Genomic DNA, 16,911 nt, shown 5'->3' with positions numbered 1-16,911 from the left:
GTTTGTTCTCCTTATTCCCGAGTTCCCCACTATGTCTTAGCAAGCAAGGCAAAATACTTATTCTACATTTCGTATTTATTTCAGTGTATATTTACAAATTTAATAACGTTTTTGCAACCAAGAAATATATTACTAATCCTGTTCCGTCAACAAATGTTGTAATAAATGGACCAGAAACGACTGCAGGATCTAATTTAAATTTTCTCAAAATTAAAGGTAAAACAGCTGCGACAAGCGAAGCCCAAATAACAATAAATAATAAAGTGATTGCTACAACTTGTGCAACTTCTGTTCCAACCCCTAACATATAAGCACGAATGAGCCCAGCTACCCCAAGTGCAAGTCCGAGAAGCATACCAATTGCAAATTCCTTTTTCATTACACGGAAAATGTCTTTAAATTTCACCTCTCCAATACCGATTGCACGAGTAATTGTTGCTACAACCTGTGTTCCTGTATTCCCTCCAGTACCTACTAATAATGGAACAAAGAAAGCAAGGGCAACTACTGTTTCAATTTCGTCTTCAAAATACTTTAGTACTGTACCTGTATATGCTTCAGCAACAAAAAGAAGCAATAACCATGGTAGGCGTTTAAAGAAAATGCTCCAAATACTAGATTCAAAGTAAGATTGATTTAATGGTTCACTTCCACCTAACTTTTGGATATCTTCTGTAGCCTCTGCTTCCATAACATTCATTACGTCATCAAATGTTATAATACCAATCATTTCATTATTTGCTGTTGTTACGGGTATTGCCGCTAAATTATAATTCAGTAGCTTTTTTACAACTTCTTGCTGATCAACCTCAGCGGGTACTGAAATCACCTCTCGAATCATGATATTAGATAATATCTCTTCATCTGCTGCTAGTAATAATTCATGTATGGAAACGATTCCCTTAAGATAACCATGACTATCAAGAACATAAATATAAGAAATTGATTCTACATTTTCAGAATGTTCCCTAATGTACTTCAATGTCATTTTTACTGACCAATTCCCTCTAACTGCAACATAATCACTTGTGACAAGACTTCCTGCCGTTTCAGGTTTGAAAGCCATTAACTTTTTTACATTATGTTTTGTAATTTTATTTAGATACGCCATTAATTGAGCTTGTTTTTCCGGATGAACCGCAAGAAGTAGATCTACTGTTTCATCAATCGGTTGTAAATTTAGTAATTTTTTAGCTTTGTTTTCAGATAAGTGAATTAAGATATTATATTTTTCTTCTATACTCAAATGTTGAAGAATTTTTGAGCTTTTTAATACAGGAATCTTATCTAGTAATATGACTTGATCTTCAATTGAAAACCGTTTTATTTCTTGCGCAACATCATACGACGGATGACGTAAAACTTTATCTGCATCCAAATCATTTTGGGTTACAAGTAATTCATTTAATAATTTCTTCATGTTAACTCCTCCTCATATTGCTAAGGGAGACTCTAGAGTTTCATGAGTGGTTTTGTATTATTTTATCTGTCTAAAATTTTGATTAGAGCATTAATAGTTACATTGCAAGCAATTTATTAAGAACTACCTCCTTTTTGAATATAGACAAGATAAAAATAAATAACATTAAACAAAAAACCTTACTCAAAAAGGAGTAAGGTTTTTTTTACAATACAAATAAATGATTATTAAGACAGCTCTGCAAAAATCCCAGAGGTGCCTTTCTATCAAATCGTATACCACTCCCTCGTTGAGTTTTAGCACTGTATAGCATAGGTTTTTATAACCAGCTACATTAAAAAGGGCCTTAATCCGACCGTTCCTGTTGACCCATTGGCGTCTCTCGACATTTTTGGGCAGCAGCGTTTCTCTATACAGGAGCCTCACCTAACAAAGATTATTGAATTACTTCAAAATTTAAACCAGAATTTAATATTTGTCAACTAACTTTCGATTTGATTCATAAAAAATTCTTTTTTAGAGAAATGTAATTAGATTCTATTACAAATTTGAAATTTAAATACAATTAATTCAAAAAAACGTTATAAAACATATGAAATTTCGTATAAGAAACGTATTGTTTATGATTAATTTGTAACTTTATAGCAGAAGTTACATCATTAGTCATACCGTACTTCAAAAGAACATTCTTCAAAAAATCTTATTTTATGATTAATATCTTCTTTACTGTTTATCAAATTTATATGGTTAAACTACTTAATCAAATTATACATTCCAAGTCGCAAATATGTATCTATATGAGACAATTAAATACAATTTCTCAAATCATTTCTCAAAGATTTATAAAGCAATAAAGAATATAAAGTTAGCAATACGTTTACTTGACAAGCAAAAAAAAAGTATTTATGCTGGCTACACGAAACTAACACATAAAATTTATATTGCTAAACCTGTTAGGTGAGGCTCCTATACAAACACAGGCTATTGCCCAAAAATGTCGAAAGACGCCAATGGGTAGAACAGGAATTGTCGGATTAAGGCTCTTCTTAAGATAGCTAAGTAATGAATTTCCATTACTTTACGTTGTATAGTGCCAAAGCTCTACTAGGGGGAGAAAAGCTTTATTTAGTCATGCCATTTTGAAATCCCCCTAGTATGTAACTAGGGGGATTTTTACGTAAGAAAACAGGGTGTAAGCGATAGGATCTCTCAAAACAAAAATACTATTTATTAATTGGTGAGAACAAGATTCTATTCATTAGCAAATGTAATATTAAGTGTTAATGTAAATCAGGAGGATATAAAAATGAAAAAAATATTAAAACTCGATTATCTATTGCTCCTCCCTCTATTCATAACATGTACTTTAGGTATTATCATGATGTATAGCGCGAGCTCCATTGTAGCTGTTCAACATTACGGTTATAACAGTAGGCACTTTGTCGATTCTCAATTAACAAAGCTATTTTTAGGAACAATTGGGCTAATAGTTTGTGCTATTCTCCCATATGAAATATGGAAAAAACGAATAGTCTCAACCTGTATTATGATTGGGGGAATTTTTTTGTTAATTATGGTTTTATGGAAAGGAAAGGTCGTAAATAATGCTCAATCTTGGATCTTTGGAATACAGCCAGCTGAATTTCTTAAATTAGGAACAATACTTGTAACAGCCCGTTTTTTTGCATTGCGACAAGGACCAGTTAAACAAACTTGGTTTGGGGGCGGAAAACTTTTATTTTTTTAGCTACAATTTTTTTCCTAATCTATAAACAGCCAAACTTAGGATCTGCTCTTTTAATATTAGGTATAGGTTGTAGCATATTTCTTTGCTCGGGAATAAATATAAATCTATTAATTAAAAGAACTATACTCGGTTCTATTTTTTGGTTACCTATTTTATATTTTTTGATTCAATTTAGTTTGTCAGAAGTTCAAAAGACACGTATTACTACGATTCTCAATCCCTTTGTTGATGCACAAGGGAATGGATATCAGCTTGTAAATTCTTTTATTGCCATTGGCTCAGGAGGAATTATTGGACGTGGATTCGGAAATAGCATTCAAAAAACTGGTTATCTCCCAGAACCACATACTGATTTTATAATGGCAATCGTTTCTGAAGAATTAGGATTTATTGGTGTATTCATTATAATGACCGGAGTATTAGCTATAGTTCTTCGCTCACTAAAAATTGCACAGCTATGTGAAGATCCCTTTGGAAGTTTTATAGCAATTGGTATAGGCTGTATGATTGGTATGCAATCTGTTGTTAATTTAGGCGGTATTACGGGAATACTTCCTCTTACGGGTACCCCATTTCCATTTGTAAGTTTTGGTGGAAGTTCTTTAATGGTTAATTTAATAGCAATAGGAATACTACTTAATATTTCAATTTTCAATAAAATTAAGTTTGATAATCATAATATATGATTATCAATATAAGATTCTATTTTTAATGGATGAATTCTTTCTCGTTTTGGACAGACTGATTCCGTAAATCAATCTGTTGTTTTTTCATTAGAATTATTGCTAAACAATAAAATAAACACAGTAAAAAAAATATAACATTGTAAAAATCCGTGGCAAGGGATGAAGCATTCATAATGGCTGAGAAAATATATATATAATTGGCTGGTCTCAATTCTTAAAATTCTTTTTATTATATAGATAAGCATAAAAATATTAGGAAGTTAATAGTAATATATATCAGATAGAAATTATTAAATCAAAAGAAAAAGCAATCATTGAAAATATAAAGCATTAAAGACAAGGCAAAAGATACACGAAACAAAGAATACGGATGCAAAAAATGAATCAATTTACGTATAGAGTACATTTAAAATACAGTTTTCAAGAGAAAACATTTAAGTAAAGCTTTACTACAGATTGGCGGGCAACCTGTAACAGACGAAACACCTCCTATTGTTAGAATGCCTACAAAAGCAAATAAAACCTGTTGTTTGGATTTATTTTCCTTTCATTTAGTTATTGTACTAGTAATTTATTCCATTTCAAAGATAGTGATGGCTACTATCATTCTTCTAGGAATACAGAATTATTAATGCATTCATTTTTGGATATTTATCAGTTCCAAGTTAACAATTCTAAATAAAATTACCCTTTAGGAAATTAAAGTGGAATGATATTTGCCAACAGGAAATTTTGCTAAGAAAGGACAGGGAATAAGACTATTGGTAGAGCTTTTACTGGAATTAATTGTGAGATTAACGTAAATTGCAAGAGTACGCTCGTAAAATTATGATATATATAAATCAAATCGGAGTGAATACGATATGAGAGCGGTCGCGAAAAAAGTAAAAATAATACGTTTGCAGGATGAATATTGTAAAAATTGTAAATATCAAACGGATGTAGAACAGTATTGTATTGAACAATGCGACATAGGAAAAAAACTTATTACGCTGGGTAAAAAAGAATTTAGAAAGAGATCGACAAAAGTAAAAACGATAGAAGAAAAATGGGATGAAAAGTGCAAACAAGCAATAATTTTATATAATCAAGGAGTAAATTATCCAGATATTGCAAAGGAAATGGGGTGCCACGTGAGTAATTTGTATAAAGAGCTCAAAAAACGTGGATGGTTACAAATGTAAAATCATGAAATAAATCCCCAAACAAGTTATACGATTGGAACATCCTTTGTATTTGATATGAACTGTATACTTGCTTATTTTCAGCAATTACAAAACAAACTATTTCATTTATATGTTCTAATTTTTGATTATCTAAAATTGGTATTTCACACCTTCTCATTTTTGAGGAAGAAGTCTTCTTTCGGAAAACGATAAAATTTTAACATTAAATTTCTGGGTTATAATTTCTAAAAAGAAAAACACCCGTTCTGATTAAGGACGAGTGTTTTCTTTTTAGGTTATCTGACAGGGATAAACTTCCATGAGCTAGGTTTTTGTTTTTTTTCACCTAGTACAATCCAATTTTTCTTTGCATTTATATTCTCATAATTTAATGGATAGTCATCTGTAAAAATATTATATTCTGTAGGATTATCCAGGTTAATTTTAATTTTAAAATCAGCTAAACTATCAGATTTTTGAGCAAGGTGAATCCAACTAGAATAATTGGACCAATTTAAATATTGGAATTGGTCGTAATTTGAGTGCTTCATGCGAAGATATATACTCTCTCCGTGGTGTAGCTTTGCATCATTTTCTTTGTAGAATTCAAACTCTATAGGTGTACCAAATAAAGCATTGTTTTCTTTATTTGCAAGTGTGACATAATCGTAACGATTTGCTAAATACCATTCAAAAGTTAGACCTTGATAAGGAGATTCACTTGGTACGATATAATAGTTTTTCCCTGCTTCTATGACATTTCCTTCAATATCATAGATTAATGCAGTCTCTATACTTGGAGCTTTCACATTTTTAGTAAAAGTTTTAAACCAAAGATTTAAGAAACCTGCTGTATTACGCTGAGCTTCTCCTAAGCTCCGCTGCACAGCTGGGGTAACCATTTCTTGCCACAATTGTGCCTTACCACTATTATAATACTTAAATGTTTTATCATTAGTAATATTTTGGATTTCAGTTTTAGCTACTCGAGCTGCATAATCAATCCATTCTTCAGGTGTAGATAGAGAATTGTTATAATTCCCTCCAGTATTGACTGCAAATTGATTTTGAATGGTTGTAACATAATTTTCAAAGTAGCTATGATATTTTATAGCTCTCGTATCAATTGCGGTAAAATTTGCTGCATGCATAGGTTGAGTAGCATCTGTAAAGTAGTGCGTGGCTACTCCTAAGTAATAGAAAGCTTTTTCATAGTCCTTATTTCGTAAATGTTCTCCAGATTCATAAAAGTATTTCTTACCTTGTGTAAGAGCCGTTGGATTTGTTTCTCCTCTATAATTTTCTTTAGTATCAGGATCATAAAAATGAGATTTCCATCCGCCTTTAAAAACGCCACCTATTCCTGTACCACCATCGTTAAACTCTGCATTATAATCTGCATCATATAATCCTTTAGAAAATAAATCTTTATATTGTGGATAATTTAAAAAGTCCACAGCCTGCTTATTTGCTTCAATATTAGATTCTGTTTTCATAATTTCAATAGCTTGTTTTGCAATCCATAAATGTGTACTTTTATCAGAATGATACGGAGCTTCTGCAGACCATCTTGCAGTAATAGGATCATTCTCATTTAAATCAATTTGATCGAGATGAGCATAGCTACTTTGAGGACATACTCCTAAAATAGTTAAAGTCACTCCAGCTATACATAGTGTTGATACGATTTTTTTCATTTTATATTCCTTTCTAAATATAAAGATTCTTATGCGGATATTCATCTTAATAACCACAGTTAAATAGCTCTAATAAAAGAACAATGAGCAAAGGCTAACTGCTTAATTTTTGTCTTAAAGGAATACCACCACACATCGATCAAATTAAAAGTTTTAAATTGATCCTAAACAATAATTTTCCTTCTCTACCTCTAGTTATATATAAAAGCACGTCTTATTTAAACATATTTTTTTATGTAATTTTGCATATCCAAATATAGGGGATGAAATAACCTTCCATATATAAATGGATAGCATGTTCCATCCCTTCATGTTTCTTCCCACACTTACGAGGACAACCCCGCTGTCCCCCTTTTTTAACAATGTCTAATCCGACTCTTTGCTTTTCTTTCAATAACTCTCGTTCCCATTCAGCAACACCTTCAATAATATGAAGGAGCATTTTTCCAGTTGCTATTCTTGTATCAAAATTATAATCCAGACTAACTATATGAACATTTCGCTTTTCCAAGTTTTGAGCGAGTTCTAACATGTGTTTTAAATTTTTAGCTAATCGATTCATCCGAGCTTCAACAACTATATCTCCTTCTTGAGTTCCACCACACACCTATCAAGCTAAGAAAATATAACTACTCCCAGAACTAGATTTTGTCCTAATATGTAATAAAAAGCTCTTTTTTCATTTTGGGGTTGATTTGTTTTCTTAAGTTAATGGGCATGGAGTATCGCTACATGCCCATCGACCTAAGATTTTAAAGTACCTCTAGAACGAAAATTTTATGCACCGTTGACTACTAATCTAAAATGTACATCCCTTTTGTTTACTAGTGGTTCACTTATCTAACCTAAAGATAAGTATGTGGTCCTTTTACAATTTGAATTTCTTTTTAAGCTTCTTATATTTTCTATATGAACGTCTAACAATGTTTAACATGAAATACGGTATTTTAACAGGGAGAGGCAATTTATAAATGAAAGGCAAGTAAAATGTAAAATATGCCTTTTCTAGATCTCTCCACTTACTATCTTCTTTTGTTTTTAAGAAATCAGATACATCGACTACATATCCCCTTCCGTTTTCCATCATCACATTTTTCCCGTGAACATCACAAGGAGTTAATCCTTGTTCTCTTGCATACTCTAAAGCTTCATTGATATCGAGGATTACCTGCTTAGGAATTTTAATCCCCTTATGAATAGCATCGTATAAGGTAATTTCTTTTAAACGTTTCAATACTATGAAATTTTCTCCTTTATATATAAGCCTCGAATAAGAAGGATGATTTCCGATTCTTCGGTATACTTCTGACTCTTTTTCAATTCCTTCTCCTTTTCGCGCATAAACTTTCACTACCCAACCTTTGTGTTCTTTGTGCATAAATACTGCAGCATAATTACCTGTCCCTAAACACTTCCAAAGTCTAGGAATATCTTTAACTACTACAGGCTCGAATTCATCCTCACTTCTTATGCTTACCTCTTTTAATAATTCGTCCTTTATCAATCCCACAAAACTATTTATACTCATCATTTCCACTCCGTTTTTGCTAAAAGGGGTCCCACCCCATCGCTATTAAGCTAAGAAAATACAACTACTCCAGAACGAGATTTTGTCCTAACTTGTAATAAAAATAAATCCTATTGCTATAAAAGACAACAATTTTTCGTTCTTGGAACATCATAAATATTAACTTTATAACAGTGGGCTAGTTTAAAATTGCATCAAAAACCTAATTGAAATTAAATCAGGAATGTTATTTTAACCTGCTAATTTGCAGATGAACTATTTTTTATTTCATAACAATCCACCAATATTTCTTTTAAATATTCCTTATATTTGGAGCGTAGCATTTCCGGAGGAATTATTTTAATTTCTTTATCGAAAGACAAAAAATACTGAACCAGAAAATCCATCTCCTTTTCTCCAAAAGTCACAATAATGTATTTGTTTTGTTATTCTTCTTGAAGAGACATGTTATCGTAAATGCGTTTATAGAATTGTTCAACCCCTTTCTCACTAACTTTAAAAGAAAAAGGTCGTTGTGTATTGAATTGTTTTCTATATAACGAACTAATTGTCTCTTCAGTAAAAGGAATGCTTTCCTCATCTTCATACTTTGTATATTGAATATAGTCACAACGGAAATTTCGAAATTCTTTTTTGTCTAAATCCCAACTAAAGCAATACCAATTTCTATTTGTAATTAATAATCTTAAGTGTTAAATGATTCAATGATTGTTACCATAGCTACAATCATTGATTTCTATTACCTTTTTATTCAGTATTGCAGAGAAGAGTTCTCCTAAAAAGTGCGATTCCTTTTTTTGATTTATTCCTACAAATTGGATAACTTGATCTGCCTCATGAACTATCTCTTTTTGCCTCTTTGGGGTCCCATATCAAAAAAAGAAAATTGTACGTTTGGACACATTTTAGACACAAAACATCCGATTCCTTGTACGGTAGGGGATCGGATGTTTATTTTACTGTTTTATATCGTGTACAATTTCTCGCTTACGAGGTCTGTGTAGCAACCGAACCAAATCTTACTTTAAGTATTAGTGGATATCAAAAATAGTAATAACTAATCCAGATTAACATCCATCCGATTCACAATTACATATACCAATATGTTAAATGGCTAAATAATACAAACGGTATGAAGTGAATTTCTACTCTTTTCATACCGTTTTACATTTGTTTATAAGTTTCATACGAAATTCGTGGAAAGATGGCAGCATCCCTTTTATAACCAGGGCTCAAAAGTTACTATACCTGACAAGGGAAATATTAATGTAACGCTAGTTCCTCTATTCACTTCAGATTCAATGCCAATTTTCAATCCTAATTTTGAACACAGTTTTTCGCATAGATACAAGCCCATTCCTGTACTTTTGCTGAATCTTCTTCCATTCTCTCCAGTAAATCCTTTCTCAAAAACTCTATTTATATCTTTAGTTACTATCCCTACTCCATTATCCTCTATAGTTAGTATTACTGAGTTAGTTTTCTTAATTGAGTATATACGTATCATTTGTTCTTTGTTATTTGAGTACTTTATAGAATTTCCTATTATTTGATTAATAATAAATTCAACCCATTTTCCATCACTATATACAATCTCATCAATATCTTGTATATCTAATTTTATTCTCTTATGAATAAAATCTCTATAATTTCTTCTAATTACAGTTTTTACTACATCATCAAGGTTGATACGTACAGATTTTAAATTCGGATGGTTTGCTAGCGTTTCGTTAAAGTGTTGGTCGTACGCTTTATAGGAAAAGCCCTAATTTACTTCTTCATATTCCTTCATATTTTTATAAAAGGTGTTTTTCTTTAGTTCTAACATTTCCATAAATATAACAACAGTTATTTCTCTATTCTTCCATTTTGAATGAGTTTCCTCTATGTATGTATAATTATATGTTTTATATCACTTTAAAGGATATTTCTACATTTCTATTAAAAAATCTTTAATGGGCGCCAAACTTTAAAATAAAAGTCATAATTAATCCAAAAATAAAGGAAGACATACAAGAGGTACCGCCCATGCATATCAACTTAAGAAATTGATTGTTCCCCAAAACAAAAAAACACTACATTCTCATAAATCACTGTTGTAGTGATATGAATTTTTCGTTTTGGGATACTTTAAAATATTAGCTTGATAGGTATGGGACAGCAGTCTAATATGCTTGAATTATAATCAGTGTAAGCAGCTAAAAAAGTAATTGCTGGAATAGAAGTTAAGCATATGATCAAAAAAGGACAAACTCTCCAAGGTGAGAAATTTGTCCAAAACCATAATCTATTTGATTTCACAATATAAAATTCAATTCCGCTAGCAATCTTTCTTTTTTCATATCTCACGATTTTCACATGAGAACCCAAAATAGTGGATTAGAATAATGATTTAATACTTGCTAGTACAGTAAGGATACCTATAATAATGACAAATACATTGCTCGCTTTCCCTTTGTATTTAGCTAGTACCGGTACTTTATAGATTGCATACATCGGTAATAGACATAAGATAGCAGCTACTAACGGACCGCTAAGAGCATCAATAAGTCCAAGAATACTTGGATTTGCATAAGCAACATACCAGCATGTTAATACGACAAAAGTAAGGATGATTGTCTTAACTGTTTTTTCTCCTATATCTTTCCCGCGTGTTTGACTGGACTTGATAATCATGTCACGCATTACTTCATATGCTCCTATATAGTGTCCAAGGAAAGACTTTGTTATGGCCGTAAAAGCAATGATAGGAGCTGCAATAGTAATTACAGGCGAATTAAGCTCATTAGCAAGATATGATAGGATTGATAAGTTCTGTTCTTTTGCCATCATGAGATCATTTGGAGTCAAACTTAAGGTACTGCTCCAAACAAAGAACATAACAACAGAGAATGTCATAATATAACAAACCTTTTGTATTTGAGCACACTTGGCATCAGTAGCTTCTATTCCATAGGTAGCTCTTTGTTTCATAACAAATGATGAAATCATTGGAGAATGATTAAACGAGAATACAATGATTGGTAGAATCATCAATATCGTTCCAAAATATCCTGTTCCTGTTGAAGCAGTAGAAACATTTGAAAAACTAAGCATTGACGTATTCCACTGTGGAATCAAAGATATTGCGATAAAAAGTAAAGAAGCTATGAAAGGATATACGAGCATGCTCATTATTTTCACAGTGATATCTTGACCAAAATTTAGTATAGCGATAAGACCAAGTACTAATACGAGCGATAAAATGGCTCTTGGAGGCTCTGGCATATGCAATTGATGCACGATAAAACTACTTGCAGTATTTGTAAGTGCAACCGAATACATCAGCACGATCGTATAAATTGAAACAAAATATACTATGTTAAAAATAATACTTGCCTTATTTCCGAAATACTCTCTTATTGTCCCTGTAATCCCCTCATCAGCAGAATTAGAAGCATAAATCATTTTAGCAAGCGCCCTGTGTGAGTAATACATTACGGGATATGCCAGTATGGTAATTAGTAGTAATGATAATAAACCACCTGAACCTGCATTAATAGGTAAAAAGAGTACTCCTGCTCCAATTGCTGTTCCAAAAAGGCTCAATGCCCAGGTAGTATCCTGCTTATTCCACTTTTTAGGATCTGGATATTTATCATTTTTTACTGCTACAGTATTATCAGCTTGAAATTCTATGTTTTTTGCAGTATTCCCATTCATATAATACTTCCTCCTTGTGTCCTATTCTTACGTCTCTTTTTAGACTTAGGAATATAGATCGTTCTTGAAAAATGAATTACTTAAAAAGTGCGCCACATCGTTTATCCTTCTTCTCAGTTAATCAAAATCAAAAATTCCACTAGTCATCAACCAGATGGGTTTGTTACCACTTACAAAATGTTTCAATTATATAGTAGTATATTTTAGTGGTAATTCCCCCAATATACAGATATCCTTAGGCAAACAATAGAGAATAAATTTGTTACACTTTTCACAATATATCCGATAACTATTTATTGATTTGATTGTTTCTCTCCAAAGATTTTATTTTTAATGGAAATCCCTGTAGGTGTAGCGGCAATTCCGCCTAAACCTGTCTCTCTTAACTCGCGAGGCATCTGTCTTCCAACTCTATACATCGCTTCAATAACTTCGTCAGCATTGATGATATTGTTTACGCCGGCTAATCCGATATCCGCTGCTGCTAAAGCATTTGCCGTTCCAATGGCGTTTCTCTTTACACAAGGAATTTCTACCAAACCAGCGACCGGATCACACACTAAACCGAGTAAATTTTGTAATGCGGTTGAGAAAGCTTCAGAAGATTGTTGTGGTGTTCCTCCGGCAGCTTCTACCGCTGCTGCAGCCGCCATTGCTGAGGCACTGCCCACTTCAGCTTGACATCCTCCGTACGCTCCTGAAATACAAGCGTTGTTTGCGACTATCGTTCCAAATAACGCTGAAGTGAATAGAAAATGAATCATATCTTCATGACTTAACTGCAACGTATCTTTAATACTAAATAAGACTCCCGGGATTGTCCCACTCGCACCTGCTGTTGGAGTTGCACAAATAGCCCCTAATGCAGCATTTACTTCATTAACACCGATAGCACTTTGAATCCCTAACACCATCAAATCGCCAGAAAGTGTTTTCCTATTTTCTCGATAATTTTTAATCTTAACAGCATCACCTCCGGTTAAACCGGTTGGAGAAAATACCCCGTCGCCCTCGATACTTTTATTTATGGCATTTTCCATAGTCGCTAAATTTCGTTCCATTTTACTCCAAACTTCTTCATAAGAAGTTTTAGTTTGTTTGATTTCCTGTTCCATTGCTAATTCATAAATTGGCTTTTGGCTTTTATTAGCTGTATCCACAATTTCTTTTATGGTCATATACATTTTTTTCACTCCTTAATGGAACTAAAGAATAATAAGGTTAGCTATATTACTTAAATTTCCCAATTCCTTCTGCGCATTACCAGGCAATAGAGAATCCAAAGCGAATGCATATAAATATTTCTTGTTATCTTCTAAACTATGAAAGTTGTTAATTTCCACATCATATTGTTTAAAGATCCTTCGTAAGACAAATTCAAAGTCAGCTCTTTCAGAAATCGCAATAATAACTGGCAATGGCCCCTGCAGATCTAAGCTAAATCCGTCAATTTCAACATGTTTGACTTCAATCAATCCACCACCGACCGAAATACCCATCGTTCTAATACTTCGACTTTCATCCTCTAAATGTACATCTGCCGTATTTGGATGACCAGCAGGACTATCACCCGCTTTTTCAATAAAGGTAATGTCAATTCCTTTAGATTCTGCTATTTTAATAGCATCTGGCACTTTGCTGTCATCGGCAGCAAATCCCAATATCCCAGCAATAATTGCAAAATCAGTTCCGTGACCTTTATGGGTTTCAGCAAATGATTCATAATACTTTACCACAACTTTTTTTGGAAGACCTTGAAATAATTTATTGGCAACTGTTCCAATAGCCAAGGCACCTGCAGTATGTGAACTTGAAGGACCTATCATTATTGGCCCAATCACATCAAAACAACTTTTGTATTTAACAATCTTTTTTTCTTTAATAGATGCTACATTCATATTCATATAAACACCCCCATAATTTGTTATTTTTAATTGCAGTTGAATCTAAGTTATTAAAATGACTGATTCAAAACAAGACCTCATTGAATGCGTTTTCATTCTCGTGTCAAATACACTTCCTTTTAATCACATACCTTTCTTAGAGTAATCATGTCAGTATGTCCAATTTTAAAAGATTACTTGCAATGTCATTAGAATTTTTGCAAAAAACTAGGTTTGATACTTTCTCTAAAGGTAATAAATTCTCTCTCGACGCCCTCATTATAGCTTGTATATTTATGAGCTCAATATTTTTTTATTTTTAGAAAGATTGAATAAACAGAATCTTGAATGAGTAATAGATTACACTTAGCATGTAGCAATTGTGTCCTTTGTTTGAAGCTGTATTAGTTACTAGAAAAGCAAAAATAACACAGAGTTCCTTTCATTAACACATTGATTATATTGGAAAGTCATTATAATGATACTTATATTGTCCTTTGTTAAAACATCTAATTTTGGAAATGAAAGCTGTTGCAATAAATAATAAATGTAGATGACAATGAATCCATTAATGAAACATAAAATCATTTATTGATATTAATAATTAATTTTGTATTAATATACATTTTCAGAAAAAAGAAACTTCTTTTTATACTCTTAACTTGAAGTACTACTTTGACAATATTCACTAATTTACACCATCGATATCTACAGTTATGGAAACCCTAATTAGATTTAAAAAGAGAGAAGAACATTTGTGAGCTCTTCTCTCTTTTTTATTTACTTAAGATTACTATTCAAATTGCTTATTGCAATTACTTTAGCCTGACTTTTATATTATAAATCTAATTTCCATACTACTTCACAAGCTGATAAAAGGAAAAAAGTATCGATTCCGTCAAAATTAAATTATAAAAGAGCTTTGTTTTCCTGTAACAAATTATTTATCCTGCTATTCATTGGCAATACACTTCCACACTTAATAAATGTTCACTTTATATCCGTTTGCAATATTTGCACATACCACACCTCCGATAATAATAAGCAATTGTAGCGCCAAACAGAGCTAATCCCCAAATTGGCCATAATAGCTCTGGACCTTCCAATGCCCATCCCCTATGATCTAGCCCCCTTTATTAATAAACCCTCGGATGTACATCAAACCAGCTGAAGTAACCATTATGGAAACAAGTGAAGCACACAAAAAACAACTCCAAAATCCAGTTTTATTGTATATTTTGGAGTTACTTGACGTTTACCTTACAAACACAAGTAGAACAGTTCAAATCAATTGAACTGTTCTACTAAGGTTATTTCATTTTTTTAACCTAATTCCATTTTGACAAATTAAATTGCAGCTTCAACAGCCACTGCTATCACAAAAACTAAATCACTATATATTTTATGTTTAACTAGTTTTATTGATTATAAGAATATTCATTTTGGTTTTGCAACACCCTCAACGTGAATACATGTACTTTTTCATACGGATATTACTTACCTCTGTAGGTTCATAATCTCTGTATGCCTAAGTAAGTGTTTTAAAGCAGTTACATCAAAACATTAATTTTAATGTTTAATGATTTTTGATATTTCCTGATATTCCCATGTTTTTGAGCTACCCGACTGGATTTTTTTTGCTAATTCATTAGCATAGTTTGTTGTTGCCGGCGCAAATTTATTACGATCCCACTGATGATTTCTAGCGATTTGTTCATCAGACAGATTATAATATGAATAAGTTACTCGTCCTTGCACATCTGGAATTGGATCATCAAAAGTTGTATCAAGATGGTACCATTTCCCTTCAATTTTCACTTGATTCCAAGCATGTGGTTGTCCATTTCCAGTTCCGGTTACAATATGAGTTTCTATTCCAGCCTCTTTTAACAATTGATACGTTAATAATGCATACCCTTGACAAACAGCAGAGCGGTTTGCTAAAGCTTCATATGCTGTATAAGCTTGGAAAGAAGTATCATAAGAAACATGCTTTACGACATAATCATGGATTACTTTTACTTTTTCGTGTTCATCCATACCAGCTTTGATAATGGAATTAATAATTGATTTCGCTTGCGCCTTTACATAGTCCGTTTGTCCTTTGGATTCACGATATGTAATCTTTACTGTAAACGTGTAATTTCCTGGAATACCACGAACGGAATATTGCGTATGCGAAATATTATGATTCAAATATTCGTTAGATTCGACTGCCTTGTCATATTCTTTAACAAGTGTATTTAGAACCTCATTAATATTAGAGTTTTGGGATTTATATGTCATCGTTATATTTTCTTTTTGATTATTAATATGAGTTTTTATTTCATTTTGAAATGCGTCTAATAGTTTCCCGTCAGGTCGTGAATTATTATTTGCAGATGTAGTATTTGGATTCCAAACACCATTACTTTCAAGGTAGTACTGTTTACCATTATCTTGGATCCAGCCTGTTTGCATCGCCCCACTTCCATTGAAGTAGTACCATGCTCCATTTACCTGCTGCCAATTTGTTTGCATCGCTCCGCTTCCATTGAAGTAATACCATACTCCGTTTACCTGCTGCCAATTTGTTTGCATCGCTCCGCTTCCGTTGAAGTAATACCATACTCCGTTTACCTGCTGCCAACCTGTTTGCATCGCTCCACTTCCGTTGAAGTAATACCATACTCCGTTTACCTGCTGCCAACCTGTTTGCATCGCTCCGCTTCCATTGAAGTAATACCATGCTCCGTTTACCTGTTGCCAACCTGTTTGCATCGCTCCGCTTCCGTTAAAGTAATACCATGCTCCGTTTACCTGTTGCCAACCTGTTTGCATCGCTCCGCTTCCGTTAAAGTAATACCATGCTCCGTTTACCTGCTGCCAACCTGTTTGCTTCACACCGTTTACATTATAGTAATTCCATACTGATCCAGTTTGTTTCCAACCTGTATCAGCACTTGTATAAGTAGCTACTGTTGATCCCATCACTGTGAGACCGACTGCCATAGCTAAAACTTTTATATTCTGTTTCATAAATCTAATATTCCCCTTCTCTCGAGCTATTTATCTATCAAACATTAACAATGAGGGCGTTGCA

At 32.7% G+C, this 16,911-nt stretch carries 10 protein-coding genes, 5 pseudogenes and 2 riboswitches; of the genes and pseudogenes, 3 read left to right on the top strand and 12 right to left on the bottom strand.

Annotated features, from left to right (window positions below; translation table 11 throughout):
• Positions 1 to 91 precede the first annotated feature (91 nt).
• Complete coding sequence (gene mgtE, locus BTOYO_RS22480) at positions 92 to 1,420, bottom strand: magnesium transporter (RefSeq protein WP_000735192.1); 1,329 nt, start codon at positions 1,418 to 1,420, stop codon at positions 92 to 94.
• 273 nt (positions 1,421 to 1,693) lie between these two features.
• Positions 1,694 to 1,861: riboswitch (M-box (ykoK) riboswitch) on the bottom strand.
• 501 nt (positions 1,862 to 2,362) lie between these two features.
• Positions 2,363 to 2,539, top strand: a riboswitch (M-box (ykoK) riboswitch).
• A gap of 187 nt (positions 2,540 to 2,726) precedes the next feature.
• On the opposite strand from mgtE, the pseudogene BTOYO_RS22475 reads away from it, so the two are divergent.
• Positions 2,727 to 3,853, top strand: a pseudogene (locus BTOYO_RS22475) (FtsW/RodA/SpoVE family cell cycle protein).
• Positions 3,854 to 4,172: 319 nt separating this feature from the next.
• Here BTOYO_RS22475 and BTOYO_RS28070 read toward each other — a convergent pair.
• A pseudogene (locus BTOYO_RS28070) lies at positions 4,173 to 4,355 on the bottom strand (ISNCY family transposase); the annotation flags it as partial.
• A 361-nt stretch (positions 4,356 to 4,716) separates the two neighbouring features.
• Between BTOYO_RS28070 and BTOYO_RS22470 the strand changes: the two are divergent.
• Positions 4,717 to 5,037 (top strand): helix-turn-helix domain-containing protein, encoded by a 321-nt coding sequence (locus BTOYO_RS22470; RefSeq protein ID WP_001202918.1) that lies wholly within the window; start codon positions 4,717 to 4,719, stop codon positions 5,035 to 5,037.
• 278 nt (positions 5,038 to 5,315) lie between these two features.
• Here the strand turns inward: BTOYO_RS22470 and BTOYO_RS22465 are convergent, their stop codons facing one another.
• From BTOYO_RS22465 to BTOYO_RS22450, 5 genes and pseudogenes are all read right to left on the bottom strand, one after another.
• Entirely contained in the window at positions 5,316 to 6,716 is a 1,401-nt protein-coding gene (locus BTOYO_RS22465) for a zinc dependent phospholipase C family protein (protein ID WP_000725204.1), read from the bottom strand.
• Positions 6,717 to 6,948: 232 nt separating this feature from the next.
• Complete coding sequence (locus tag BTOYO_RS22460; RefSeq protein ID WP_000333841.1) at positions 6,949 to 7,323, bottom strand: recombinase family protein; 375 nt, start codon at positions 7,321 to 7,323, stop codon at positions 6,949 to 6,951.
• Positions 7,324 to 7,584: 261 nt separating this feature from the next.
• The gene (locus BTOYO_RS22455) at positions 7,585 to 8,244 is read right to left on the bottom strand and encodes a protein kinase family protein (protein ID WP_000026521.1); all 660 of its coding nucleotides are present in this window, start codon (positions 8,242 to 8,244) and stop codon (positions 7,585 to 7,587) included.
• A gap of 425 nt (positions 8,245 to 8,669) precedes the next feature.
• The gene (locus BTOYO_RS28065) at positions 8,670 to 8,921 is read right to left on the bottom strand and encodes a WYL domain-containing protein (RefSeq protein WP_224992858.1); all 252 of its coding nucleotides are present in this window, start codon (positions 8,919 to 8,921) and stop codon (positions 8,670 to 8,672) included.
• A gap of 542 nt (positions 8,922 to 9,463) precedes the next feature.
• Positions 9,464 to 9,934: pseudogene (locus BTOYO_RS22450) on the bottom strand (ATP-binding protein); the annotation flags it as partial.
• A 507-nt stretch (positions 9,935 to 10,441) separates the two neighbouring features.
• On the opposite strand from BTOYO_RS22450, the pseudogene BTOYO_RS28365 reads away from it, so the two are divergent.
• Positions 10,442 to 10,552: pseudogene (locus tag BTOYO_RS28365) on the top strand (IS6 family transposase); the annotation flags it as partial.
• A 71-nt stretch (positions 10,553 to 10,623) separates the two neighbouring features.
• Here the strand turns inward: BTOYO_RS28365 and BTOYO_RS22445 are convergent.
• The 5 genes and pseudogenes from BTOYO_RS22445 to BTOYO_RS22430 all read right to left on the bottom strand — a co-directional run bounded on the left by BTOYO_RS22445 (position 10,624) and on the right by BTOYO_RS22430 (position 16,847).
• Entirely contained in the window at positions 10,624 to 11,946 is a 1,323-nt protein-coding gene (locus BTOYO_RS22445; RefSeq protein ID WP_001014214.1) for an aromatic amino acid transport family protein, read from the bottom strand.
• Positions 11,947 to 12,239: 293 nt separating this feature from the next.
• The gene (sdaAA, locus tag BTOYO_RS22440) at positions 12,240 to 13,130 is read right to left on the bottom strand and encodes an L-serine ammonia-lyase, iron-sulfur-dependent, subunit alpha (protein WP_000282016.1); all 891 of its coding nucleotides are present in this window, start codon (positions 13,128 to 13,130) and stop codon (positions 12,240 to 12,242) included.
• Between the two features lie 21 nt (positions 13,131 to 13,151).
• Positions 13,152 to 13,850, bottom strand: coding sequence for an L-serine ammonia-lyase, iron-sulfur-dependent subunit beta (sdaAB, locus tag BTOYO_RS22435; protein WP_001056997.1), 699 nt, complete (start codon positions 13,848 to 13,850; stop codon positions 13,152 to 13,154).
• A 974-nt stretch (positions 13,851 to 14,824) separates the two neighbouring features.
• Positions 14,825 to 15,027 (bottom strand): annotated as a pseudogene (locus BTOYO_RS28280) (hypothetical protein); the annotation flags it as partial.
• Between the two features lie 371 nt (positions 15,028 to 15,398).
• The gene (locus BTOYO_RS22430; RefSeq protein WP_023441220.1) at positions 15,399 to 16,847 is read right to left on the bottom strand and encodes a transglutaminase domain-containing protein; all 1,449 of its coding nucleotides are present in this window, start codon (positions 16,845 to 16,847) and stop codon (positions 15,399 to 15,401) included.
• Between the last annotated feature and the right edge of the window lie 64 nt (positions 16,848 to 16,911).

The organism is Bacillus toyonensis BCT-7112 (genome assembly GCF_000496285.1).
Lineage (GTDB): Bacteria > Bacillota > Bacilli > Bacillales > Bacillaceae_G > Bacillus_A > Bacillus_A toyonensis.
This window is presented reverse-complemented; position numbering and strand designations above follow the sequence as displayed.

Excerpts from the sequence above, each read along its gene's own strand:
- mgtE (WP_000735192.1), bottom strand. The coding sequence starts at position 1,420 with ATGAAGAAATTATTAAATGAATTACTTGTAACCCAAAATGATTTGGAT.
- BTOYO_RS22470 (WP_001202918.1), top strand. The coding sequence starts at position 4,717 with ATGAGAGCGGTCGCGAAAAAAGTAAAAATAATACGTTTGCAGGATGAA.
- BTOYO_RS22465 (WP_000725204.1), bottom strand. The coding sequence starts at position 6,716 with ATGAAAAAAATCGTATCAACACTATGTATAGCTGGAGTGACTTTAACT.
- BTOYO_RS22455 (WP_000026521.1), bottom strand. The coding sequence starts at position 8,244 with ATGAGTATAAATAGTTTTGTGGGATTGATAAAGGACGAATTATTAAAA.
- BTOYO_RS22445 (WP_001014214.1), bottom strand. The coding sequence starts at position 11,946 with ATGAATGGGAATACTGCAAAAAACATAGAATTTCAAGCTGATAATACT.
- sdaAA (WP_000282016.1), bottom strand. The coding sequence starts at position 13,130 with ATGTATATGACCATAAAAGAAATTGTGGATACAGCTAATAAAAGCCAA.
- sdaAB (WP_001056997.1), bottom strand. The coding sequence starts at position 13,850 with ATGAATATGAATGTAGCATCTATTAAAGAAAAAAAGATTGTTAAATAC.
- BTOYO_RS22430 (WP_023441220.1), bottom strand. The coding sequence starts at position 16,847 with ATGAAACAGAATATAAAAGTTTTAGCTATGGCAGTCGGTCTCACAGTG.